Source organism: Marinobacter nanhaiticus D15-8W (assembly GCF_036511935.1).
Classification (GTDB): Bacteria; Pseudomonadota; Gammaproteobacteria; order Pseudomonadales; family Oleiphilaceae; genus Marinobacter_A; species Marinobacter_A nanhaiticus.
The window spans coordinates 4771529-4793659 of the sequence record NZ_AP028878.1 but is presented as its reverse complement, the minus strand read 5'-3'; the positions used below and the strand labels follow the sequence as shown (position 1 = coordinate 4793659).

At 59.7% G+C, this 22131-nt stretch carries 21 protein-coding genes; 7 read left to right on the top strand and 14 right to left on the bottom strand.

Annotation, left to right across the window (positions count from 1 at the left end; all coding sequences use genetic code 11):
• Positions 1–191: 191 nt before the first annotated feature.
• From RE428_RS21555 to RE428_RS21540, 4 genes are read left to right on the top strand one after another with little or no spacing between them, the layout of a single operon-like run.
• Positions 192–1061 carry a hypothetical protein gene (locus RE428_RS21555; protein WP_004580096.1) on the top strand — a complete coding sequence of 290 codons (870 nt, stop codon included), beginning with the start codon at positions 192–194 and terminating at the stop codon, positions 1059–1061.
• A gap of 55 nt (positions 1062–1116) precedes the next feature.
• Positions 1117–1485 carry a hypothetical protein gene (locus tag RE428_RS21550; RefSeq protein ID WP_004580097.1) on the top strand — a complete coding sequence of 123 codons (369 nt, stop codon included), beginning with the start codon at positions 1117–1119 and terminating at the stop codon, positions 1483–1485.
• A gap of 16 nt (positions 1486–1501) precedes the next feature.
• Entirely contained in the window at positions 1502–2197 is a 696-nt protein-coding gene (locus RE428_RS21545) for a C39 family peptidase (RefSeq protein ID WP_004580098.1), read from the top strand.
• A 5-nt stretch (positions 2198–2202) separates the two neighbouring features.
• Positions 2203–2766 carry a hypothetical protein gene (locus RE428_RS21540; protein ID WP_154660735.1) on the top strand — a complete coding sequence of 188 codons (564 nt, stop codon included), beginning with the start codon at positions 2203–2205 and terminating at the stop codon, positions 2764–2766.
• A 32-nt stretch (positions 2767–2798) separates the two neighbouring features.
• On the opposite strand, the gene RE428_RS21535 is transcribed toward RE428_RS21540, so the two are convergent.
• On the bottom strand, positions 2799–3869 hold the full coding sequence (locus tag RE428_RS21535) for a transporter (RefSeq protein ID WP_004580100.1): 1071 nt from the start codon (positions 3867–3869) through the stop codon (positions 2799–2801).
• Positions 3866–5266 (bottom strand): sigma-54 dependent transcriptional regulator, encoded by a 1401-nt coding sequence (locus tag RE428_RS21530; RefSeq protein WP_004580101.1) that lies wholly within the window; start codon positions 5264–5266, stop codon positions 3866–3868. The genes RE428_RS21535 and RE428_RS21530 overlap by 4 nt, the downstream gene beginning before the upstream one ends.
• 489 nt (positions 5267–5755) lie before the next feature.
• Here RE428_RS21530 and RE428_RS21525 point away from each other — a divergent pair, with 489 nt between their 5' ends.
• The 3 genes from RE428_RS21525 to cadR are packed head-to-tail and all read left to right on the top strand — an operon-like array spanning position 5756 to position 8697.
• Positions 5756–7717: a CASTOR/POLLUX-related putative ion channel gene (locus tag RE428_RS21525; RefSeq protein ID WP_004580102.1), complete on the top strand. Its 1962-nt coding sequence runs from the start codon at positions 5756–5758 to the stop codon at positions 7715–7717.
• 18 nt (positions 7718–7735) lie between these two features.
• Positions 7736–8206, top strand: a complete 471-nt coding sequence (ybaK, locus tag RE428_RS21520) for a Cys-tRNA(Pro) deacylase (RefSeq protein WP_004580103.1) — start codon at positions 7736–7738, stop codon at positions 8204–8206.
• A 38-nt stretch (positions 8207–8244) separates the two neighbouring features.
• Positions 8245–8697 (top strand): Cd(II)/Pb(II)-responsive transcriptional regulator, encoded by a 453-nt coding sequence (gene cadR / locus RE428_RS21515; RefSeq protein ID WP_004580104.1) that lies wholly within the window; start codon positions 8245–8247, stop codon positions 8695–8697.
• 24 nt (positions 8698–8721) lie between these two features.
• Here the strand turns inward: cadR and RE428_RS21510 are convergent, their stop codons facing one another.
• From RE428_RS21510 to aroQ, 12 genes are all read right to left on the bottom strand, one after another.
• Entirely contained in the window at positions 8722–10293 is a 1572-nt protein-coding gene (locus RE428_RS21510; RefSeq protein WP_004580105.1) for a cation:proton antiporter domain-containing protein, read from the bottom strand.
• Between the two features lie 108 nt (positions 10294–10401).
• Positions 10402–11196, bottom strand: a complete 795-nt coding sequence (locus RE428_RS21505; RefSeq protein ID WP_004580106.1) for a substrate-binding periplasmic protein — start codon at positions 11194–11196, stop codon at positions 10402–10404.
• A 226-nt stretch (positions 11197–11422) separates the two neighbouring features.
• Positions 11423–12382, bottom strand: coding sequence for an alpha/beta fold hydrolase (locus tag RE428_RS21500; RefSeq protein WP_004580107.1), 960 nt, complete (start codon positions 12380–12382; stop codon positions 11423–11425).
• Positions 12383–12467: 85 nt separating this feature from the next.
• Complete coding sequence (gene purD, locus RE428_RS21495) at positions 12468–13760, bottom strand: phosphoribosylamine--glycine ligase (RefSeq protein WP_004580108.1); 1293 nt, start codon at positions 13758–13760, stop codon at positions 12468–12470.
• Between the two features lie 139 nt (positions 13761–13899).
• Positions 13900–15480: a bifunctional phosphoribosylaminoimidazolecarboxamide formyltransferase/IMP cyclohydrolase gene (purH, locus tag RE428_RS21490; protein ID WP_004580109.1), complete on the bottom strand. Its 1581-nt coding sequence runs from the start codon at positions 15478–15480 to the stop codon at positions 13900–13902.
• 83 nt (positions 15481–15563) lie between these two features.
• Positions 15564–15881: a DNA-binding transcriptional regulator Fis gene (fis, locus tag RE428_RS21485; protein ID WP_004580110.1), complete on the bottom strand. Its 318-nt coding sequence runs from the start codon at positions 15879–15881 to the stop codon at positions 15564–15566.
• Positions 15878–16876: a tRNA dihydrouridine synthase DusB gene (gene dusB, locus RE428_RS21480; RefSeq protein WP_004580111.1), complete on the bottom strand. Its 999-nt coding sequence runs from the start codon at positions 16874–16876 to the stop codon at positions 15878–15880. The genes fis and dusB overlap by 4 nt, the downstream gene beginning before the upstream one ends.
• A 258-nt stretch (positions 16877–17134) precedes the next feature.
• Complete coding sequence (locus RE428_RS21475) at positions 17135–18406, bottom strand: DUF3426 domain-containing protein (RefSeq protein ID WP_004580112.1); 1272 nt, start codon at positions 18404–18406, stop codon at positions 17135–17137.
• A 121-nt stretch (positions 18407–18527) separates the two neighbouring features.
• Complete coding sequence (gene prmA / locus RE428_RS21470) at positions 18528–19424, bottom strand: 50S ribosomal protein L11 methyltransferase (RefSeq protein ID WP_004580113.1); 897 nt, start codon at positions 19422–19424, stop codon at positions 18528–18530.
• A 178-nt stretch (positions 19425–19602) separates the two neighbouring features.
• A complete protein-coding gene (gene accC, locus RE428_RS21465; RefSeq protein ID WP_040882396.1) occupies positions 19603–20949 on the bottom strand; it encodes an acetyl-CoA carboxylase biotin carboxylase subunit in 1347 nt (448 codons plus the stop codon).
• A gap of 17 nt (positions 20950–20966) precedes the next feature.
• Positions 20967–21431, bottom strand: a complete 465-nt coding sequence (gene accB / locus RE428_RS21460; protein WP_004580115.1) for an acetyl-CoA carboxylase biotin carboxyl carrier protein — start codon at positions 21429–21431, stop codon at positions 20967–20969.
• Positions 21432–21527: 96 nt separating this feature from the next.
• Complete coding sequence (aroQ, locus tag RE428_RS21455; protein ID WP_004580116.1) at positions 21528–21968, bottom strand: type II 3-dehydroquinate dehydratase; 441 nt, start codon at positions 21966–21968, stop codon at positions 21528–21530.
• Between the last annotated feature and the right edge of the window lie 163 nt (positions 21969–22131).

Genomic DNA, 22131 nt, shown 5'->3' with positions numbered 1-22131 from the left:
GTAGAGCACACAAAAGTCGAACGTCGCGTATCGAGTCCTGCTTTATCAAGGTATTGGCGGAATATAAAGCGATTGGCACGGGAATCGCTGAGGCTGTTCCCGCCGGTTTTCGTCAAGGGTTGACCGGCACCCACTGGAGGCGGCGAACGCGGCTCCAGCGACACTGCCAACTTTATAGAGGGAACGACATCATGAAATCACAAAAGAATCTGCTGGCACTGGCTATCGCAATGAGCTTGGGGCTGTCCGGGACGGCACTGGCACAACAGGGAGGTGACGGCGATCCGAACGTGAATGCTGACAATACGTCAAATGCCAATAACGGTTATTCCGGCAATACCGACTCTGGCAATGACAACTCCAATAACTCCGATAATTCGGACAACAGTGATAGTTCGGATAACAGCGCAACCGCTACGGATTCGTTCAAGATTGCGGATAGCGGGAACGACATGTCGGATAACTCCGACAACTCGGATAACTCTGACAGCTCCGACAATAGCACGAACGTAAACGACGCCTTCAAGATTGCCGACAGTGGCAACGATATGTCTGACAACTCAGATAATTCCGACAATTCCGACAGTTCCGACAACAGCACCAATCTTGACGTTGCCGATAGTGGCAACGATATGTCCGATAACTCGGACAACTCGGACAATTCGGACAACTCAGACAACTCCGACAGCTCCGACAACAGCACCAACGTTAACGATTCGTTCAAGATCGCTGACAGCGGGAACGATATGTCTGACAACTCAGATAACTCTGACAACTCCGACAACAGCACCACAACCACCACGCTGGAACTTGATGTCTTCCTGAACAATGCTGATCTGGACGGCACTGTCTCCGGTATCACAACCACCTACGGCGATGCCAATGCAGAGGGCGCTTACACCACGGCTTCTCATCACAACGAGATTTCCGGTGGTTCAGCTAACTTCACTGGCGTTGGCGCCTTCGCCCAGAACAATGGGACAGGTGCAGTTACCCAGGCTAACGTGAGCGTGATGTCCAACCTGAGCACCAATGGCGGCGGCAGCACTGGCACACGGTGATTGGGAGCCTGCCGCGTCTCTCCTGAGGCGCGGCTGCTTCCTGGGAGGAGCGGCCATGATTGGACGGCGTTACGCCCGGTGGACACTCTGGACCTGCTTGTTGGTTCTCTCTCGTTTAGCATCGGCTGAAAGCTCGGCAACGGCTCAAGACGTGCTTTTCGAAGATGCCTCGATACTTACGCCAGGCCAACTGGAAGAATCCAATGGGCGGCAAGGGGTTCCCTTTCAGTGGCAGGTTAACGACACGGAGCAGAATGCAATTGTGTCTGACAATGTGCTCAACGGCACGGTGGTCACCGGCAATAACACGATTTCCGACCATGCCTTCGAGAACATGAGTGGTGTCGCTACGGTTATCCAGAACACCGGGAACCACGTGGTTATACAGGACAGTACGCAAATCAACGTTCTGATCAATCAGTAACGGTGGGAGTCGGGCAATGGGTCTTAAGTTGACGGCATCGATGTTGTTGGCGCTGTTCGCCTGCGGGCCCATTGTCCAGGCCGGTACGGTGGTGCTACCCGGTTTTGGGGGCGACGTGCCGGTCAATGTAACCAGCTTCCAGGAACGCCGTTTCCTGACCGTAATACAACAGCAGTACGACTTTAGCTGTGGCTCGGCCGCAATCGCTTCGCTGCTGACCTATCACTATGACCACCCGGTATCCGAACAGACCGTGTTTTCATCGATGCTCGCCCTTGCCGATGAGGAGAAAGTTCGTCGCCAGGGTTTCTCGATGCTGGATATGAAACGCTACCTCGAAGATCAAGGGTTTGTGGCAGACGGTTTCCGCATGGCACTGGAACAGCTCCGAGAGGCTGTCCGAATCCCGCTGGTGGTATTACTGGATATGGACGGATTTCGTCACTTCGTGATCGTAAAAGGTATTTCGGACCGGGAAGTCCTGATTGGTGATCCTGCCCGCGGACTGAAGGTTTTTACCTATGCAGAGTTTATGGAGCGCTGGGACGGCATCGCTTTCGTTATCCGCAGTCATTTACCGGAAGGTCGGGCAAGGTTCAATCGTAACCGTGAGTGGGAGCAGGTGGCGCGGGCGCCCATCGATGAACAGTCAGTGGGCGAGCCTTCGGTGGGGGGCGCGACCCTTTTTGCACCTTTAGGCGTGGAGTGGTGACAATCATGAAAAACAACAGCCTTTCAGCAAGGCACCCGGTTGGCCGTCACGCGGCGACTTTACTCATCGTCCTTGGAGCCGCCTTAGCCAACCCCGTATGGAGCGCTGACTGGAGCAAAACGTCGCCGCGATTGGATGAGCCGGCACTGGATCAGCAGCGCGGTGGTTTTCGCCTGGGCCATATGGAAATCGAGATTGGTCTGGAACAGGTCGTCGCAATTGATGGTCAGATCGAAATTATCAATCGCCTGCTGATTCCGAACCTGAACCGGCCCTTGAGTGAAGGCCCTGTCGAGCAGCACATCGAGCGCGTCGAGGTCGCTCGCATAGTGACGGCTCCATCCACCGGTGGAACGCCGACCGTCACCACACCGGCGGACGTGGCTGGCGCCGTAATATCGGCGACCGAATTACGCAATGGCAGTTGGGTCACACGCATCCAGAATGACATGAACGAACGCGTCATCCAGAACATCCGTTCGCTGAACATCAAGCTCGACAACGTCGGACGGGCCGGACGTCTATCAGAGCGATTCGGCGATCAGTTCCTTCAATCGCCGAGTCGCTAGTTTCTACGTCCTCAATACCCGGCAGACGGGGGTCAGAAGGCCACGGGCAGCTTCAGGGTGAGTTCAGTCGTCGGCGCATTCTCGGTAACGCCCACGCTGACTGAGAGACTCAGGCTGGTATCCCGAGTCAGTTGTTGGGACAAGCCAAAAGCCAGCGAGCCAACCTGGATCCGGTCAAACTCGGCATTGTTCAGATCGTTATCGAATTCGACATCGGTCTTTGGAATAACGGAGTGGTCATAGCCCAGGCTGAAAGACGTGCGTTCATTAAAGGCAAAGCCCATTCCGAACCCAAAGCGCACGATGTTGCCAGGGTCGATGGTGCCCCCATTCTCGATACCTTCATCCTCCTCGATGGTGTAGGTGTAGCTGACATTGCCGAACAGGACCGCAGGGTCAGAGGGGTAAATAAAGGACAGTCCGGGTTCGACTCCCCAGTAGCCCGCCCCCGTAGGACGCTCGGCGAAGGCTACCCCAATCGGATTCCCTTCACTATCCACCAGTATCCGGCGATCCACGTCGTACGGCCCTTCTCCTGTTGGCGCCTTCACCCGCAGGGTGCCCAGAATGTAGGGCCAGCCGGCAAGGCCGTCATTGAACTGATAGCGGATGGTCGCCTCGACATCCCCGAGGCCCTCGCCGGACGACTCGGTCAGCGTGTCCACCGGAGTACCCTGGAAGGCCTGGCGCTCGCGCAGGTCTTCGTGGATATCCAGATAGGGAACACGCACCGTAGTCTCCAAACGACTGGTGATGCCGTACTTCATCGTTAGGGCGCCCACAAAGATATCCCGCTGTACTTCGGAAATGTTGATCAGCCCCACGAGCAAAGCGGGTACGACCGTGTAGCCCTCAATAGCCACCACGGTGGAGTTGCTGTTGGCGTAGGAAAACGCCGGTTCGATCACGAACCGACCCGGCCGGGTCACGATCCCCCGGTCAGTGGTGATCGAAGCGATCTCGCTGGCCTTCTCCTGGATACGCTCGGCCTCTTCCTCGTTCTCGGAGGCGGTTTCCTGACCGCCTGCGGAAAAGGAGGTTAGGCTTATACTTGTGAACGCAGAGAGCAGGGCAATACGTTTCATGACAGATCCGGAATTCATGACAGACCTCTTTTCCGCTTGAACGAGTGGGGATTGGATGCCGTGAGTGCCGGCTTGGTGCCGTGCTTCTCCATAAGTCGATACAGTGAAAGCCGCGAGATCTGCAGTAGCCGGGCGGCCGCAGACACATTGTGGTTGGAGAGGTTGAGGCAGTGAGTGATCGCTTCACGCTCGGCGCGCGCCCGGAAGCGTGCCAGGGAGAGGTGAGGCAGCGAGGCGCTGGCGGTCTCCGGTCCCGCTAGACCGAGGTCTCCGGGGCTGATCGTGTCGCCTTCCCCCAATACCATCGCCCTGCGCAAGCGGTTCTCCAATTCACGCAAGTTGCCCGGCCAGTAATGCAGCAACAGGCTGCGTAAGGCCTCTTCCCCCAAGCGTTTGCCGCGTTGGTTTACCGGACTGCCCGACGACGCGAGGATGGCTTCGGCCAGCAATGGCAAGTCCTCCAGACGATCGCGAAGAGGGGGTAATTGGACCTGGAGGCTGCCAAGGCGATAGTACATGTCAGAGCGGAATTCGCCGGTGTTCACCAGTTTTTCGAGGGGACGGGAACTGGTGGCAATAACCCGCACCTGCACTTTGCGTGGCCGGTGGCTGCCGAGGCGTTCGACCTGGCCTTCCTGCAAGAAGCGCAATAACGCTGATTGCTGCTCCGGGTGGAGCTCATCGATATCCCGAAAAACCAGGCTGCCCCCGTCCGCTTGCTCGACGCGGCCCGCCCGGGCGGTCAGGGCGTGGGTGAAAGCCCCTTTTTCGTGGCCGAATAACTCGCTCTGGGTCAGTGTAGGGGGCAGCGCCGCACAGTTGACGGTGATGAACGGCCCCTGACGAACTTCGGATTGATCGTGCAGGAAGCGGGCGGCGGCATTCTTGCCGGTACCACTCTCGCCGGTAATCAATACCGGGTCCAGTGTGTGGGCATAGCGTCGTAGCAGTTCTCGGGTACGGCGGATAGCCGGCGATGCGCCCTCGAGCGTTCGATGTTTAAACGGGTTCTGGCCCCCACCATTGCGCCGCACCTGGAGTTCCGCCATCCCCCAAAGGTGCCCCAGGGCATAATCCAGTCGCAGCTGGTCGTACGGCTCGGTATGGTAATCCGCACAGAAGTCGGTAACGATCTCTGCCAGGGCGCCGGTTTGTTCGGGTTTGGCGTCTAGCAGACCGATCCACTGGGTAGGCTGTAGGTGCCCCACCCAGGCTTCCAGGTAACGATAGAGTTCTACCTCGAACCGGGTCAGGTCGATGATGCCGACCCGCACCGGCGGTAGCGAGCTACGTCGTCGCCGGGGCGGATGAAGGATGTTGATGGGTATGATGGTCCATTTGGTGGCCAGATCGTTCCCGGGCGATACCAATGTGTTGCCGGGAGCAAGCCAGAGCAGATTCTTATTTGTCTGCATAGTTTGCTACCAATAGCGTTCTTTGTTGGCAAACGCGTCCACGTGCCTGTCGTGGCACGGGACTCTGTCGAAGAAAGCCCGGCGGCTGACGATTGATGGTGCCGTCGATGATCCGGACAGGGCTTTCGGGGAGACAGCGTTATCGCCTCAATCGCGAGAAATACAGGACAGCGGAGATTGGAGGGATGCTCCCTGAGTCGTCAGGCCCTTGTCATTTTGATTACCCCGTGGCCTAAAGGTGACTCCGCCGAATCCGGAGCATTTTTGATGCCATTTGCCGAAAATTCGCATTTACAACGAGTTGCGGATGTGTGGGTTTGGAATAAACCTATGTGTGTAAATCAAATTGACGTACTAAAACATGAACAACGCGCGTCTTGGCGCCGGCCACAGGCCAGGCTTGACCACTTTACGCTTTGCTAACATGATGATTTGCCGCCGTTAAACCTGCCACGACGCCGGTACCGAACACTGGGAGAAGGAATCTGCATGCTGCCGTTGTCACTGCTTGACCGTGTTAAGTACATCGTCGAACGCCAGTTCGTGAAGGGCGCGCTGTTCCAGTTGCTGGTGGTGGGTATCGGCATTGGCCTGATATCGCTGATCGGTGGCCTGCTGGTCTGGCCCGGGGCGGATTCCTTCCAGGATCTGGGAGACGCGGTGTGGTGGGCGTTCCTGCGCTTGACCGATCCCGGTTACCTGGGGGATGACGAGGGCGACTGGCGCAGGCTGGTGTCGACGATGTTGACGGTCACCGGCTACGTCGTGTTCATGGGTACCCTGGTGGCGATCCTCACCCGTTCCCTGATCGCCAAGATGACCGATCTGGAGCGGGGACTGACGCCGGTCACCCTGCGCAACCACGTGGTGGTGCTGGGCTGGACCAGCCGGACTGTGCCTATCCTGCAGGAATTGCTGGCATCTAGCGGTCGGGTCAAACGGTTCCTTGAACGTCATGCCACCAAGCGCCTCCGTCTGGTGGTCCTGTCCGACGAAGTGACCTCGGCCCAAACGCTGAGTCTGCGCAACGAACGGGATATCGGCCGGCGCGCACGCCAGATCGTATTGCGCTCCGGTACACCGCTTCAGCCGGAGGCGTTGCACCGCGTGGCCTGTCTGGACGCGGCCGCGGTGATTGTGCCTAGCTCGTCCCATGGGCCGGACAGCCTGGTGACCTCTGACGTGGGAACCGTCAAGGCGCTGCTGTCCATGACCTCCCAGGCCCAGTATCTGCACGCCAAGCTGCCGTATGTGGTGGCGGAGATCGAGGACATCCGCAAGCAGGCCGTTGTTGAGCGCGCCTACCCTGGCCCACTCGAAGTCATTGCCAGTGATGCCATGATCAGCCGTTTACTGGTCCAGACCCTGTTGCATCCTGGCCTTTCGGAGGTGCTGAACGAGTTGCTCACGGCTCGGTTCGGCAACGATATATTCGTGCGCTCCGGCGATATCGCCTCGGGTCAGACATTGGGGGAGTTTGCCCAGAACTGTCCAGACGCCGTTGTCCTGGGTTTACTTGAACGCGCTGGAAACGGCTGGAATGTGATGCTGAATGCGCCGTCCGATACTCGCATTACCGACGAGGATCGGATCATCGTCATGGCCCGTGACTATGACGATACCCACCCGATGGAGCCGGGTGAAACCAGGGGGCGGGCCCGTCTCGAACTTGTCGAGCGCCACGCCGGTAAAAGGCTGCCCGTCAGGCAGAGCGGTCCGCGGCACCGGGTGTTGATTTTGGGCTGGAACCGCCGTGTGCCCGCGCTACTGGCCGAGATGGCGCGCTACCCGAACCATACCTACGAGGTGGATCTGGTATCGATACTCCCGGTGGAGATGCGTGAAAATGAAATCGCCCGTTACCTGCCTGCGGAATCTGAAGTCAGCCATCGCCAGCTAATGGCTGACTTCGCGGTGGAAGAGGAGCTGCGCCGGGTGGATCCGGCCGGTTACGATGCGATATTCCTGCTCAGTAGCGACCGTCTCTCCACTGGCGAAGAGGCCGACGCCCGGACCATGATGGGCTATCTGCAGCTGCAGGAGGTGCTGGCCTCGGTGGAGGATCCGCCCCAGGTCGTGATGGAATTGAGCGACCCGGACAACGAAACCCTGCTGGTCACCAACCAGAACGAAACCCTGGTGAGCTCGATGATCCTCAGTCACATCCTGGCCCAGGTCGCCTTGCGGCGGGAGCTGCGGGTGGTGCTGGACGAGCTGTTCACGCCCGGTGGGGCTGAGATCATGATGCGCAGTCCGGATGAGTTCGAGCTGCCCGCTGGGGCGGATTTTGCGGCCTTCGAAAAGACGGCCGGCGCCCGCGGCGAAACAGCGCTGGGCGTATTCCGCGCGAAACAGGACGAGGATGGGCGTTGGCTGGAAATGAACCCGGGGCGCGACACCAGACTCAACCTGCAACCGGGGGACCAGTTGGTAGTCATGGGGACGGCCTGATGACAGGAGAGGAATAGGATGACGCCCGCAATCGAGCAGGCCCGCAAGGCGAAGGTTGCCTTTGAAATTCACGCGTACGAACATGATGCCAATGCCGAGAGTTACGGTGAGGAAGCGGCCAATAAGCTTGGCCTGGCGCCGGAGCGGGTCTTCAAGACCCTGGTGGTGCAGCTCGACGGCCAGGCACTGGCCGTGGGTATCGTGCCCGTTACGGGCAAGCTGAACCTGAAACAGCTGGCCAAGGCTGCCGGCGCAAAGAAAGCGGCGATGGCGGATGCCAGGGACGTGGAGCGCTCGACCGGTTACGTTTTGGGCGGCGTGAGTCCACTGGGGCAGAAGAAGCGCCTGCGTACGGTGATCGATGCCTCCGCGCAGGACTTCGATATCGTCTACGTCAGTGCCGGCCGGCGCGGGCTCGAGATCGAGCTGGCGGCGTCGGATCTGGCGCAGCTGACCGGCGGCATCTTTGCGCCCATTTCCCAGGATTGATCGGCCCCGGGCAGATTGGACGAATTGACGGAGGAGCCATGCGAATCGGCGCGTTGGCATCGGAAACCGGCTTTACCCAGGAAACCATCCGCTATTACGAGCGTATCGGGCTCATTCCCTCACCCCAGCGCAGCGATTCCAACTACCGGGATTACGGTCCCTCCTACGTTGATCGATTACGCTTCATCGCGAACTGCCGTTCGCTCGATATGACGCTGGAGGAAGTGCGCCACCTGCTGGATCTGCGAGAAAACCCGGAGGCCCGCTGCGGCGAGGCCAACCAGTTGCTGGCGGAACATCTCGAACATGTACGCCAGCGCATCAACGAACTCAACCAGTTAGCCAATCAGTTGGAGCTCATCCAGGACCAGTGCCACGAAGAGCAGGCGGCCCGGGATTGCGGCATACTCAATGAGCTGGACCGCATGGAGGCGGCAACCGACGACAGCGATAACCACGTGCCAGGTAGTCATGGTCACCGCCCGGGTTAGCCAGGTAGTCCTTGTTAACGGGCACTAGCTCTCCGTCGGGACGCCCCTGAGTGGCAGGCTCAGTTTCTGCTGTACATGGCCGGCCAGGGCAACACCGGTCTCGTTCATGGTCAGGTAGGCGTTATCGGCCCCGGCCTCCAGGATTTGCGGCACTTCATCCACATGTAGCGTGTGGGAAGCGATAAAGCCTTTGAAGCCGCGTTCCCGCAGCTTGCGAGCGGCAATCTTCTTACCCTCGATGTCATGCAGGCACAGGATCACGGCCTCCAGGTGCGGCATGTTCAGGGTCTGCCAGAAGTTGAAGTCCTCCGCGTCGGCGAAGAACACATGGCGACCTGCCTCGCGGTGGCCTTTCAGGCGTGCCGGGTCGGAATCCAGACCCATCAGGTGAGGCTCGGTATCCCGGAGCTCGTCATAGGCGGCGGTGCCGGTACGGCCCATGCCGATGATCAGTACCCGCGTGCTGCCCAGGGAAATGGGCTGTTCGTCCGGGTGGCGCTTGCTGCTTTCCAACGGGTCTATGTAGCGGCTCATGCGGGCGTAGAGCGGGTGTGCCAGACGGTTGATAGGCGCGGAAAGGATAAACGACAGCGCGACCGTCAGGGCCAGGGGCACCAGCCATTGGGGCAGTGCCACGCTTGCCAGGATCAGGCCGAATTCGCTGTAGTTGGTCAGTAGCAGGCTGGACAGGAAACTGCTGCGGGAGCGCAGTCGGAAAGCCAGCAGCAGGAAGAAGAATAGCAGGCCCTTGAGCGGCAGTAGGCAAGCGGCGACGACTGCGAACAATAGCGCGTGGTCGTCCGGCAGACCATTCATGCCGATCTGCAGGAAAAAGCCCACCAGGAAGACCTCCTTCACACTCCAGAGGGAGTTGGACAGTTCCACCGCCCGGGGATGCTTGGCAAGAAGTGCACCCACCAACAGGGCGCCCAGTTCCGAGCTCAGTCCGACCATCTCGAAGCCGATACCACCAACCGCCAGGGCCAGCATCAGACCCAGCAATACCAACAGTTCGTCATGACCGGTGGCGTCCATCAGTCGGAACAACAACGGGCGCAACAAGGGAAGGGCGAACACCAGCAGCGCATAGATGGACGGCGTATGGCCGGCCGTCAGGCTCATCACGACCAGTGCAATCAGGTCCTGGACGATGAGGATGCCGATGGCCACCCGACCGTGAAAGGCGCGCAGCTCCTGTTTCGATTCCAGTACTTTGGCGGCCAGCACTGTACTCGAGAAGGATAGGGCGATGGCGAGCATCAGTGCTTCCATACCGCCCAGGCCGAGGAACAGGTAGAGGCCGGGTACGAACACCAGGCAGGTAATGGCAAAGTGCGCGAGGCCGCCGCCGATGACTTCGGGTCGGAAAATCGAACGGAACTTCAGCTTCAGGCCGACTGTAAAGAGCAGTAACAGGACGCCCAGGTGAGCCAGGTGATCGAGCATTTCGCTGCTCTCGGCTGGCAGGCCGAACTGACTGGCGAGGCTGTTGAGCACAAAGCCGGCGATCAGGTAGCCAACCAGCGGGGGTAAGCCGGCGGAACGGGCGAGCAGGCCAAGGGTGAAGGCAAAGAAAATCCAGATGGCTTCAGTCATGAGGTCGTATAACTGTCCACTAATGCGATATTTGTTCTGGGAATGGGAAGGTTGATTGTTGCAAGTTCCCGCACACGTTGCCAATGCGTGGGATCAATAATCGATGGATCATCGGATCGGGGATGGCTTGCGCAAGGTGATACCGTACTTCTCGGCCAGGGCCATCAACTCACCAGAATCTCTTAGCAACCGCAGGCCATCATTCAGATCCTTCGCATACTGTCGGGCGTTCGTTAATGCCGGCGAGAAGGCTATGTAGATGGGCTCGCGGTAGGCGACACCGGCTTTGCGTAACGCCCTCACCGGTTGCTGGGACTGAAGGAAGTAGGCCATGACGGCTTCCTCCTCTACGAAGGCGTCGATGCGGTTAATCTCCAGCATGTCCAGGAATCGGCCAAGGACATTCTGGCCATTGAGGATCAACAGCCGTTTACGGTCGCTGCGGTTTGGGAGAATGTAGCGGATATTCAGGTCGCCGTAGGAATAGTCGTCGATCACGCCAAGCTTGATCGAGCCCAGGGACGCGTCAGTGTCGTAAGTCCAGGTACTCTGTGGCAGCGTGAAAAAGGTATGGCGGGCCATCGCCAGGGGGCGCTGGGGAAAGACGAAGTCAGGTACTTCCTGGGTGCCGGCGCCGAGCAGGCCTCCGTACTTGCCATTGCGTACGTCGTTGATGGCGCGGCTCCAGGGAAGTGTCACGTAGATTACACGATGGCCGGCCTTGCCCAGGGCCTTCTCTGCCACTTCGACAAGATAGCCGGGGGACTCGCTGCTGGGTTCGCAGTTGAACGGGCACCAGTAGTCCGCGACAAGGGTGATCGTGTCTGCCTTGAGCGGTTGCAGGAACAGGAACAGCAGAAGGCTGATGTTTGCTGAACGAATAGCTGCAGTGATCCTGTTCAATGGCGTTTTTTCCGGCAATGTACGGGCGTCGGGCGCGGCCCGCGGCGTGGACAGCGCGGCTGTTCAGAGGCGCTTCAAGTATATGCAGTAATTACCCGGTTACCTAGTCATTGCACACGCTGGCGCTTCCCTTGTGGCCGGCTTCGCTATTTAATCTATTCGCGCTTTGATGCTGGACCATCGTCTTGTACGCGACAGCGTGATGCCCGGTAGCTTTAGAGCCGGATCAGGGATTCGAAGTCGGTGGTGAGGACTCGATCCAGTCGACGACCAGGCTGGCAGTCTTTGCCGGTACTTCGATCATGGGCGCATGGCCCACGTTCTCGAGCAGTACCTTGCGGGCGCGAGGTATGCGTTCGGCAAATACGTCGGCGTTACGATAGTTGATCACCCGATCCTCCTTGCCCCAGATCACCAGTACCGGCGCCGTAATCGAGGCCAGGGCATTGCGGAATGCCGGTTGATAACCGGAGTCGCGAATCTGCAGGAAGATGTGTTCGTTGATAGCTTTGCGGGACAGGGCCTCTTCTTCCATCACGCTATACATCGGCCACGGGACGAAGGGTTTCTGTTCCAGGGCAAAGTCCACCAGACGTTCGAAATCGCCGGGTTTGCTGACAATGAGCGGGTTGTCGCCGTCCAGTACCCGTGAGACCAGTTCGCTGTCGTACTCGAAGATACCTGCCGGGTCGAGCAGGGTCGCGGTGATGATACGGTCGGGATAGGTCGCCGCATAGAGGGCGGTGATGGCGCCTCCCATCGAGTTGCCCACCATATGCACTCGTTCCAGTACCAGTGCGTCGAGGATCGCACGCACATAACCTACTTGGGCGTCGATGGAGTAGTCGCGTTCGAGGTCCCGGTTGCTCTCGCCGTGGCCGGGCAGATCAATCGCGTAGACGTTATACGACTCGGTGAGATAGCCGGCCATCCGCAGCCAGTTCTCCTTGTTGGCGGCGAAGCCATGCAGTAACACCAGGGTATCGCCGTCCCGGGGCGTCTGGTTATGCAGGTAGGCGATGGTTCGCCCATCCACATCGACAGTCGCCTCGACCAGGCCGGCGGCGTTGCGCTCGTGAGCGATGGCGGCTTCGTAGAAATCCTGCCGGGAACAGCCCGATAGCAGCATGACGATCGCGAGCATCGCTGTACTGAAACCTGTCAGACGACGATACGAACCCTGCATGGCGCGGAACATCCTTTCCAGTCAACGAACCTGTCAGTGAACCAGGCAACCAAAAAGGCCCGGTGGGTGACCGGGCCTTATGAAATTACTGCTTATCCTGCTCGCGAGCAATGGCTCGATGGGCGATGTCCTTGCGGTAGAAAGCGCCGTCCCAGTCGATCTGGCCGGCCAGTCTGTAAGCCCGCTGTTGGGCTTCGGTCACCGTGCCGCCCAGTGCGGTGGCACATAGCACCCGGCCGCCGCTCGTCACCACGTCGTCACCGTTGAGCTTAGTGCCGGCGTGGAAGACTTTCTCGCCTTCCACTTCGTCCTGCGGCAGGCCACTGATGACCTTGCCCTTCTCGTAGCTGCCAGGATAACCGCCGGCGGCCAGCACGATGCCGACAGATGCCCGCGAATCCCACTCGGATTTGCAGGTGTCCAGTTTGCCATCTATAGCCGCATCGCAGAGCGCCGTAAGATCGGACTGCATACGCAGCATGATCGGCTGCGTTTCCGGATCGCCGAAGCGACAGTTGAATTCGATGACCTTGGGTGCGCCCTGTGGATCGATCATCAGACCCGCATAGAGGAAGCCTGTGTAGGGGTGACCTTCTTTGGCCATGCCTTCAACGGTCGGGTAGATCACTTCGTCCATGATGCGCTGGTAGACCTCGTCGGTCACCACCGGTGCCGGGGAATAGGCACCCATACCGCCGGTGTTGGGGCCTGTGTCACCATCGCCCACGCGTTTGTGGTCCTGGCTGGTCGCCATGGGCAACACATTCTTGCCGTCCACCATCACGATAAAGCTGGCTTCCTCACCTTCCAGGAATTCTTCGATGACCACGCGACTGCCCGCATCGCCGAATGCGTTGCCAGCGAGCATGTCGCGGATGGCCTCTTCGGCCTCTTGCAAGGTCATGGCGACGATCACGCCCTTTCCGGCGGCCAGGCCGTCGGCCTTGACCACGATCGGTGCGCCCTGTTCACGCACGTAATCCAGGGCTTCGTCCACATTTGTGAAGTTGGCATAGGCGGCGGTCGGAATTGCCTGGCGCGCCAGGAAATCCTTGGTGAACGCCTTCGACCCCTCCAACTGGGCCGCACCCTTATCCGGGCCAAAGACACGCAAACCGCGCTCACGGAACAGGTCGACCACACCGGCCACCAGCGGTGCCTCGGGGCCCACGATGGTTAGGCCGACATTGTTGGCCGCGGCGAAATCAGCCAGCTTGTCCAGTTCCATGACATCGATGTTGACGTTTTCCAGGCGAGGCTCCCGAGCGGTGCCCGCGTTGCCCGGTGCTACGAACACGCGATCCGCGTTGGGGGATTGGGCGGCTTTCCAGGCCAGGGCGTGCTCGCGCCCGCCGGAACCAATGACGAGAATGTTCATGGCTGTATTCCTTCTTGTCGGATTATGCCTTCGGCTAATCCGACCTGCGGTTCAAGTCCGAGGCGTTTTAAGTCGGATTAGCCGAAGGCGTAATCCGACACGGTGCCTGCTTCTAACAACAGTGGAGGTCTTGTTCCGATCAATGGCGGAAGTGGCGCATACCGGTGAAGACCATGGCAATACCATGTTCATTGGCCGCGTCGATCACTTCCTGATCGCGCATGGAGCCACCCGGCTGGATCACGGCCTTGATACCGGCCTTGGCGGCTGCGTCGATACCGTCCCGGAACGGGAAAAAGGCGTCAGATGCCATGACTGAACCAGCTACTTCCAGACTCTCGTCGGCGGCCTTGATGCCCGCGATCTTGGCGCTGTAGACACGGCTCATCTGACCCGCGCCGATGCCAATGGTGCGCCCCGCCTTGGCGTAGACGATCGCATTGGACTTGACGTACTTGGCCACTTCCCAGGCGAACAGGAGGTCGTTGAGCTCCTCCTCGCTGGGCTGACGCTCGGTGACCACCTTAACGTCGTCCATGGATACCATGCCCAGGTCCCGGTCCTGTACCAGCAGGCCGCCGGTGACGCGCTTGTAGTCCATCGCCTTCTCGCGTTCGCCGGCAAACTCGCCACAGGCCAGTAGGCGCACGTTCTTCTTGGCGGCAACGATATCCACCGCCTCTGGCGCAACGGACGGGGCTATGATGACTTCCACGAACTGGCGGTCGATGATCGCCTTGGCGGTTTCAGCATCCAGTTCCCGGTTAAAGGCGATAATGCCACCAAAGGCCGAGGTGGGATCGGTGGCGAACGCCAGGTCGTACGCTTGACGGATATCGGCGCCGATAGCCACGCCGCAGGGGTTGGCATGCTTGACGATCACGCAGGCCGGGTCGGCGAAGGGTTTGACGCACTCCAGCGCGGCATCGGTGTCGGCCACGTTGTTGTAGGACAGTTCCTTGCCCTGTAACTGCCTGGCCGTCGCGACAGAGGCTTCGCCGGGGTTGCGCTCGGTATAGAAAGCAGCGCGCTGGTGCGGATTCTCGCCGTAACGCATGTCCTGCACTTTCACGAACTGGGCATTGAAGGTGCGGGGGAAGTCGGCGTTGTCGTTATCGGCCGTGCGCCCGCCCAGATAGTTGGCGATGGCGCCGTCGTAGCCGGCGGTATGCTCGAAGGCCTTGACTGCCAGATCGAAACGGATGGCGTAGCTCAGTTTGCCATCCTCGCCGTCCAGCTCGGTCAGCACCCGGTCGTAGTCCGAGGCGTTGACCACGATCGCCACGTCATCATGGTTCTTGGCCGCGGCGCGCACCATCGTCGGTCCGCCGATGTCGATATTCTCTATCGCCGTAGGCAGGTCGCAATCCGGCTTGGCCACTGCGTCCTCGAAGGGGTAGAGGTTGACCACCACCATGTCGATGGGCTTGATGCCGTGTTCGTCCATGACGGCATCGTCGGTGCCGCGACGGCCGAGGATGCCACCGTGGATCTTCGGGTGTAGGGTCTTGACGCGACCGGCCATCATTTCCGGGAAGCCGGTGTGATCGGACACTTCGGTGACGGCGATGCCGTTATCCTTGAGCAGGCGAAAGGTGCCGCCGGTGGAGAGGATTTCAACATTGCGGCCGCTCAGGGCACGGGCGAATTCAACAATGCCGGTCTTGTCGGAGACACTGATCAGTGCGCGACGAATCGGGATGGGAGCCTGGTTTGCCATGGTTTCCGAGGTTTCTGCTGGGCTAAACGAAATGAGGGCCGCGCGGTTGTTACCGGAGGCCCTCGTCGAATCGGGTTCTGCGATTATAGCAGACCGTATTGCTTCAGCTTCTTGCGCAGGGTGCCGCGATTGAGCCCCAGCATGGTGGAAGCCTTGGTCTGGTTGTTACGGGTGTAACGCATGACCTGCTCCAGCAGAGGCGCTTCCACTTCGCTCAGGACGAGCTGGTAGACGTCGGTCACGGGGGCGCCGTCGAGTTGTTCAAAGTAGTTCTTCAGCGCCACTTCCACGCTGTCGCGCAGGGTAACGGTGCTGCCGTTCTGCCCCGGGGCTTGCAGGCTCTGGTTGCCTTCACCTTTGGGGTTGAGTTGGTTGTCGTTGGCCAGTGTCTCAGCGGTCATGCTGCGAATACCTCTCCATTTCGTAAGCCTGAAAAGTACTGTTCGATGCTGTCGAGTTGCGCCTGCGCCTCTTCAATTTGATTGAAGCGGCGGCGAAACTGTTTGTCCTCGTCGTGGGTCTGGAGATACCACCCCACGTGTTTGCGGGCGATGCGCGCGCCCATGGGCTCGCCATAGAACCCGTGAAGTGCGATCAGATGTTCCCGCAGCAGGGCCTCGACCTCGTCCAGGGTCGGTGCAGCCATGCGTGTGCCCGTGCGCAGGAAATATTCGATCTCCCGGAAAATCCAGGGGCTGCCCTGTGCGGCGCGGCCGATCAGCAGGCCGTCGGCGCCGGTGTGCTGGAGCACATGCCGTGCCTTCTCCGGCGAATCGACATCGCCATTGGCAAATACCGGGATTTCGACACTCTCCTTCACTGCAGCGATGGTGTCGTATTCCGCTTCACCCTTGTAGGCATCGGCCCGGGTCCGTCCGTGAATGGCCAGTGCCTTGATGCCCGCGTCCTGAGCCATCCGCGCAATAAGTGGCGCATTCCGATGCTCGCGGTCCCAGCCGGTCCGCATCTTCAGGGTGACCGGGACGTCCACAGCGTCGACCACGGCATGCAGGATGTCCCGCACGAGTGGTTCGTCCTTCATCAACGCCGAGCCGGCGGCCTTGTTGCAGACTTTCTTGGCCGGGCACCCCATGTTGATATCGATGATCTGGGCGCCGTTCTCCACATTCAGCCGGGCGGCGTTGGCCAGCATATCGGCATCACCGCCGGCGATCTGCACCGAGCGGGGTTCCGGCTCGCCGTCGTGATCCAGCCGCAAGCGTGACTTGCGCGTGTGCCACAGCCGGCTGTCGGCAATAACCATCTCGGAGACCGCCAGACCGGCGCCCAGGCGCCGGCATAGAAGGCGAAAGGGGCGGTCCGTCACACCGGCCATCGGCGCCACGATCAACGAGTTGGGTAGTGTGTAGGGACCGATCTTCGCTTCAGGTAACATCTGCTCACACCTCGGTAACCTGGTTAAATCTCAACCAGTTCTCAAGGGGCGACAATGATACCCCCGACCCACCCATGATTGAAGGGGTAATGTCGTGAAAAAATTGATTATTTTTCGCTCTATCTGGTTGACTTTTCAGCGGTGAGGTGTAGGGCGTGTTGACGTTTCGTATGCACCCTGTTGAGCCTTGAGGGCCAATAAATGGCGCTCTGCAAGGGTGCTACGAAACGTTCATGGGCCCACGCGCCGCCGGGGCAACTATTTGCCCCGGGCGAGGAAGGTGAGATTGTAGTTGACCGCGTCCCGGCCTGGGTCGCGGATCGAGATGGAAATGTGGATCGGCGTCTGGCTAGGCATGCTTTCCATTTGCTGGGCGTCACCGGAGAGGTATTCGTCGGGCTCGAACACGCTCTGGGCCACAACGTCACCATTGAGATTGGAGAACGTCAGTCCGATGTTGGGGAACGGTTGCTCGAAACCGGCCTGGTTCGTAATCACCGCGTCCACGATCAGCGTATCCCGCGTCTGCGGGTCGGTACGCACGACCAACTTCTGGCTCTGGATATGGTCGATCGCCACCAACGGGGGCAGTTCGCAGCCGAGGATATCGCAACCCTGCTCATAGTAGGGGCGCAACTCCGGAATGCTGGACAGCCGGTCGATCTGGAAATAGACCACCTGGGAAATCAATCCACCCAGCAGTGCGAGAATGATCAGTGTCCACAGTGTCTTGCGGACCCAGGAGCGCCGTTCACCATCGACAGCGATTGGCTCGTAGCGCAGGTTGTCGTACGGTGTGGCGCCACCCACGCGCCGAGTGGCCGCCAGCGGTTCGTCCGGCTCCTCATGATGCGTCGGTGTCGCGCTTAAGGTGTCGTCAGGTGTGTCCTGATCGGTCAGTTCGAATCGGGGGGCTTCCTCGGTCGCCCTGGATCGAGACGGAGGCGTCGGAGGTTCAGGCTCGGGTTCCGGGCGGTAGGCGGGTTTCTCCGGTACCTTGGGTTTTTCTTCCGGCCTGGCTTTTTGCGGTTCGGGTGTTGGCCTTTGCGGCTCAGTTTTGGGTGCTTGGGCCGCAGCGCTACGCTTGCGGGACAGACGTTCGTCTTCGTCGAGCATGGCTTCGGCCCAGCTTTCGTCAACGTCCGACGAGATCTCGTCATCATCGTCGTCGAAACCACCTTTCTTGGTTTCGTCGAAATTGAGGAAGCTGTCGCTGAGTTCGTCTTCGCTGAAGGAGGTCTTAGTGCCTGCGTAGTTGCCTTCGGCCGCGTCCTCTTCGGGGTCGTCCTCGAAGATGAACTCTTCTTCGACCTGGAAGCGGCCGCCGCCGGACTCGGAAGATTGGGCTGTGTCGGCTTTGGCCGGCGGCGTACCAGCGGGCGCATCGGGCTCGCTGTGTTCCAGCGCGTTGAAGACCTGCATGCAGTTGCCGCAGCGCACCTTGCCGCGCGCGATACCGAGCTGCTCTTCGGTCACCCGGAACCGGGTCTCACAATGGGGGCAACGTGTCAGCGTACTGCTCTGGCTCATCCTCTGTTCCTGTCGGGTAACGGCTCAGATTCCCTGGATTATCGCTGTTAAAGTGCACACTTGAAGCATAATACGTGAGCACGGTATGAGGTCCACAGTGTAGACCGTCACCGTGTCGGCGTCATCTGTTGCGACGCTGTCCTGTGAGGCGAATCCAGTCCTCGCGCTGCACCGGTTCGTCCATGATGAACCAGGGCTCGTACGCCTCCATCACGTCGCGTGCCTGGGACGACAGGATGCCGGACAGCACGATGGCACCGCCGTCACGGACACGGCTGGCCAGTTTGGGTGCGAGGTCCATCAGTGGCTGCGCCAGGATATTGGCCAGCATGACGTCGGCTTCGGTGGTCGGCTCCTGTTCCGGCAGATAGAGATCGAGCCTGTCGTCGTCGACTTCGTTGCGCCGGGCATTGTCCCGGCTGGCTTCCAGTGCCTGCGGGTCGGTATCCACGCCGATGACATGCCGGGCGCCCAACAGTAATGCGGCGAGACCGAGAATGCCGGAACCGCAGCCGTAGTCGATCACCTGGCTGTTGGTAACGTCCTGCCCGTCGAGCCATTCAAGACAGAGGGCCGTCGTCGGGTGGGTGCCAGTGCCGAAGGCCAGCCCCGGGTCGAGCAACAGGTTGGCCGCGTTGGGATCGGGTGCATCGTGCCAACTGGGAACGATCCAGAGGCGATCGCCAAAGGAGAGGGGCTTGAAGTCGTCCATCCAGGCCCGTTCCCAGTCCTTGTCCTCGAGCAGTTCGACATCGATCTCGCCGAGTTCCTGCTGGGTCTGCTGGTGGTAGGCGTCGGCGATCATCGCCTGGATGGCTTCGATGCCGGTGTCGGCATTGAACAGGCCGGTAACCCTGGTCTGTCCCCACAGAGGGGTGCTCCCAGGGTCCGGCTCGTAGAGCGGCTGGTCGGCCGCATCCTCCATGGTGACGGCATCGGCGCCGGCTTCCATCAGGATATCTTCCAGTAATTCCGCGTATTCCGGGTCCGTCGGCACGCGCATCTGGATCCAACGCATAGTCTAGTGCTCCGTCAGTGTGAGATCTCGAATCGAGGTGAGTTCTGAATCGGTTTGGATACTGGAACCGGTTTGAACTCTGGAATAGGAACGATCCGGAACTTCAGCGAGCCCGTCGAGCGCCCTGCGGTAGGACCCGCAGGGCTCTGAAGCCGCTATCATCACGTTGACGGAGCACCTAGTCCCTGATCAGCTTCTCAAGATAGTGGATGGTAAACTCCACATTCTTGAAGCCGCCGTCAAGGATCAATCGCCGATGCAGGGGCTGGTTGGTCTTGATGCCTTCCACTACCAGCTCGTCCAGCGCGTTCTTCATGCGCTTACGGGCGGTTTCCCGGTCCTCGCCGAAAGTGATCAGCTTGCCTACCAGGGAGTCGTAGTAGGGCGGCACGGTGTAGCCGCTGTACATGTGGGAATCGACACGTACGCCGTTGCCGCCGGGAGCGTGGTAGTGCTTCACCTGGCCGGGGCTGGGAACGAAGGTCTTGGGGTCCTCGGCGTTGATCCGGCATTCGATGGCGTGACCAGCCACGCGGATCTCATCCTGACTGAAGGTAAGCGGCAGGCCGCTGGCAACCCGGAGTTGCTCCTTGACAATATCCACACCGGTGACCATTTCCGATACCGGGTGTTCCACCTGGACCCGCGTATTCATCTCGATGAAGTAGAAGTTGCCGTCCTGATACAGGAACTCGAAGGTACCGGCTCCCACGTAGCCGATTTCCTTACAGGCATCGACGCAGGCTTTCAGGGCCTGTTCGCGTGCGGCCGGGTCGATGTTCGGCGCCGGGGCTTCTTCGATAACCTTCTGGTGACGTCGCTGCATGGAGCAGTCGCGGTCGCCCAGATGGATCACGTTGCCGTGGGTGTCGGCCAGTACCTGGACTTCCACGTGACGCGGGCGTTCCAGGTACTTCTCCAGGTAACAAGTCTCGTCACCAAAGGCGTTACGTGCTTCGGACTGGGTGATCTGGATGCTCTTGAGCAGAGATGCTTCGGAGTGCACCACCTGCATGCCGCGGCCACCGCCGCCGGACGCTGCCTTGATGATCACCGGGTAGCCGATCTTGCGGGCGACGGCGAGGGTGTGCTCGTCATCATCGGTGATCGGGCCGTCGGAGCCGGGGACCGTGGGCACGCCGGCCTTGACCATCGCGTTGATGGCGGAGACCTTGTTGCCCATCAGGCGGATGGTCTCGGCGCGTGGACCGATGAAACGGAACCCGCTCTTCTCCACCTGTTCGGCGAAATCGGCGTTCTCTGCGAGGAAGCCGTAGCCGGGGTGGATGCCCACGGCGTCGGTGACTTCCGCGGCGCTGATGATGGCGGGAATGTTGAGGTAACTTTCACTCGCGCTATTGGGTCCGATACAGACGGACTCGTCGGCGAGACGGACGTGCATCAGGTCGCGGTCGACCTGGGAGTGCACGGCAACGGTGCGGATGCCCAGCTCCTTACAGGCGCGCAGGATGCGAAGCGCAATCTCGCCCCGGTTGGCTATCAGGACTTTTTCGATCATGGCCATGGGTCAGTCGTCTTCGATCAGGCGATTACAAAGAGGGGCTGGTCAAACTCAACCGGTTGCCCGTTTTCCACGAGGATATCGACGATGGTACCGCTCTTGTCGGCCTCGATCTGGTTCATCATCTTCATCGCTTCGACGATGCAGATCACGTCGCCTGCGGCAACGGTCTGACCGACTTCGACGAAGGATTTGGCGGTCGGCGACGGTGCGCGATAGAAGGTGCCGACCATGGGGGAGCGAACTTCGTGTCCCGCGGGCTTGGTTTCGGCCGGGGCATCACCTGCCGGCTCGGAAGCCTGCTGTTGCGGTGCCTGCGGCGCTGGCGCCGGAGCCGCGTACTGGGCTGGCATCATCTGGGCGTATTCCGCCTGGCCGCGGCGACGGGTGATGCGCACTGTATCCTCGCCTTCGCGGATTTCCAGTTCTTCCACGTCGGACTCTTCAATCAGTTCGATCAGTTTCTTTACTTTGCGAATATCCATGGTTGGTTCTCTTCAAGAATGTTGTTTCTTTCCAAAAACGTTTTTTCTTTTCAAGAAAATTGTTCTTGCCGAAGTTAAGTCGAGCGTTCGCTGCTTCTAGCCAGTCAGTCGTTTCATCGCGGCTTGTAGTGCCAGGTCATACCCCTGGCTGCCGAGACCGCAGATCACGCCATCCGCTACATCCGAAAAGTAGGAATGGTGGCGAAAGGGTTCGCGGGCGTGCACATTGGACAGGTGCACTTCGATAAAGGGGATCTCCGAAGCTAGCAGGGCATCGCGCAATGCGACGCTGGTATGCGTGAAGGCCGCCGGATTGATAAGGACATAGTCCACCCCTTCCTGCCGTGCCTCATGGACACGATCGATCAGTTCGTACTCTGCATTCGACTGCAGATGCAGGAGATGATGGCCCGCCGAGCTGGCCTGCTGGTGCAGGCGCTCGTTGATATCATTCAGGGTCTCGTGGCCGTAGACGTCAGGCTCCCGAACGCCAAGCATGTTCAGGTTGGGGCCGTGCAGCACGAGAATTGTGGCCATGGAGAAAACCTTGTTATCCGGTTGTTTTTGGAAGGATCGCCGAATATAGCGACATTTTCCAATCATGATGACCAGTGTAGACCATGTCTTCAACACATTTTGACAATCCGGCGGGCCGGTCTCGCCGAGTCTGGGGTCATTGTTAACAAGGTGGGAAATCACG

Excerpts from the sequence above, each read along its gene's own strand:
- RE428_RS21555 (WP_004580096.1), top strand. The coding sequence starts at position 192 with ATGAAATCACAAAAGAATCTGCTGGCACTGGCTATCGCAATGAGCTTG.
- purH (WP_004580109.1), bottom strand. The coding sequence starts at position 15,480 with ATGGCAAACCAGGCTCCCATCCCGATTCGTCGCGCACTGATCAGTGTC.
- ybaK (WP_004580103.1), top strand. The coding sequence starts at position 7,736 with ATGACGCCCGCAATCGAGCAGGCCCGCAAGGCGAAGGTTGCCTTTGAA.
- accB (WP_004580115.1), bottom strand. The coding sequence starts at position 21,431 with ATGGATATTCGCAAAGTAAAGAAACTGATCGAACTGATTGAAGAGTCC.
- fis (WP_004580110.1), bottom strand. The coding sequence starts at position 15,881 with ATGACCGCTGAGACACTGGCCAACGACAACCAACTCAACCCCAAAGGT.
- RE428_RS21525 (WP_004580102.1), top strand. The coding sequence starts at position 5,756 with ATGCTGCCGTTGTCACTGCTTGACCGTGTTAAGTACATCGTCGAACGC.
- aroQ (WP_004580116.1), bottom strand. The coding sequence starts at position 21,968 with ATGGCCACAATTCTCGTGCTGCACGGCCCCAACCTGAACATGCTTGGC.
- RE428_RS21500 (WP_004580107.1), bottom strand. The coding sequence starts at position 12,382 with ATGCAGGGTTCGTATCGTCGTCTGACAGGTTTCAGTACAGCGATGCTC.
- dusB (WP_004580111.1), bottom strand. The coding sequence starts at position 16,876 with ATGTTACCTGAAGCGAAGATCGGTCCCTACACACTACCCAACTCGTTG.
- accC (WP_040882396.1), bottom strand. The coding sequence starts at position 20,949 with ATGGCCATGATCGAAAAAGTCCTGATAGCCAACCGGGGCGAGATTGCG.
- RE428_RS21475 (WP_004580112.1), bottom strand. The coding sequence starts at position 18,406 with ATGAGCCAGAGCAGTACGCTGACACGTTGCCCCCATTGTGAGACCCGG.
- RE428_RS21550 (WP_004580097.1), top strand. The coding sequence starts at position 1,117 with ATGATTGGACGGCGTTACGCCCGGTGGACACTCTGGACCTGCTTGTTG.
- prmA (WP_004580113.1), bottom strand. The coding sequence starts at position 19,424 with ATGCGTTGGATCCAGATGCGCGTGCCGACGGACCCGGAATACGCGGAA.
- purD (WP_004580108.1), bottom strand. The coding sequence starts at position 13,760 with ATGAACATTCTCGTCATTGGTTCCGGCGGGCGCGAGCACGCCCTGGCC.
- cadR (WP_004580104.1), top strand. The coding sequence starts at position 8,245 with ATGCGAATCGGCGCGTTGGCATCGGAAACCGGCTTTACCCAGGAAACC.
- RE428_RS21530 (WP_004580101.1), bottom strand. The coding sequence starts at position 5,266 with ATGCAGACAAATAAGAATCTGCTCTGGCTTGCTCCCGGCAACACATTG.
- RE428_RS21535 (WP_004580100.1), bottom strand. The coding sequence starts at position 3,869 with ATGAATTCCGGATCTGTCATGAAACGTATTGCCCTGCTCTCTGCGTTC.
- RE428_RS21540 (WP_154660735.1), top strand. The coding sequence starts at position 2,203 with ATGAAAAACAACAGCCTTTCAGCAAGGCACCCGGTTGGCCGTCACGCG.
- RE428_RS21510 (WP_004580105.1), bottom strand. The coding sequence starts at position 10,293 with ATGACTGAAGCCATCTGGATTTTCTTTGCCTTCACCCTTGGCCTGCTC.
- RE428_RS21545 (WP_004580098.1), top strand. The coding sequence starts at position 1,502 with ATGGGTCTTAAGTTGACGGCATCGATGTTGTTGGCGCTGTTCGCCTGC.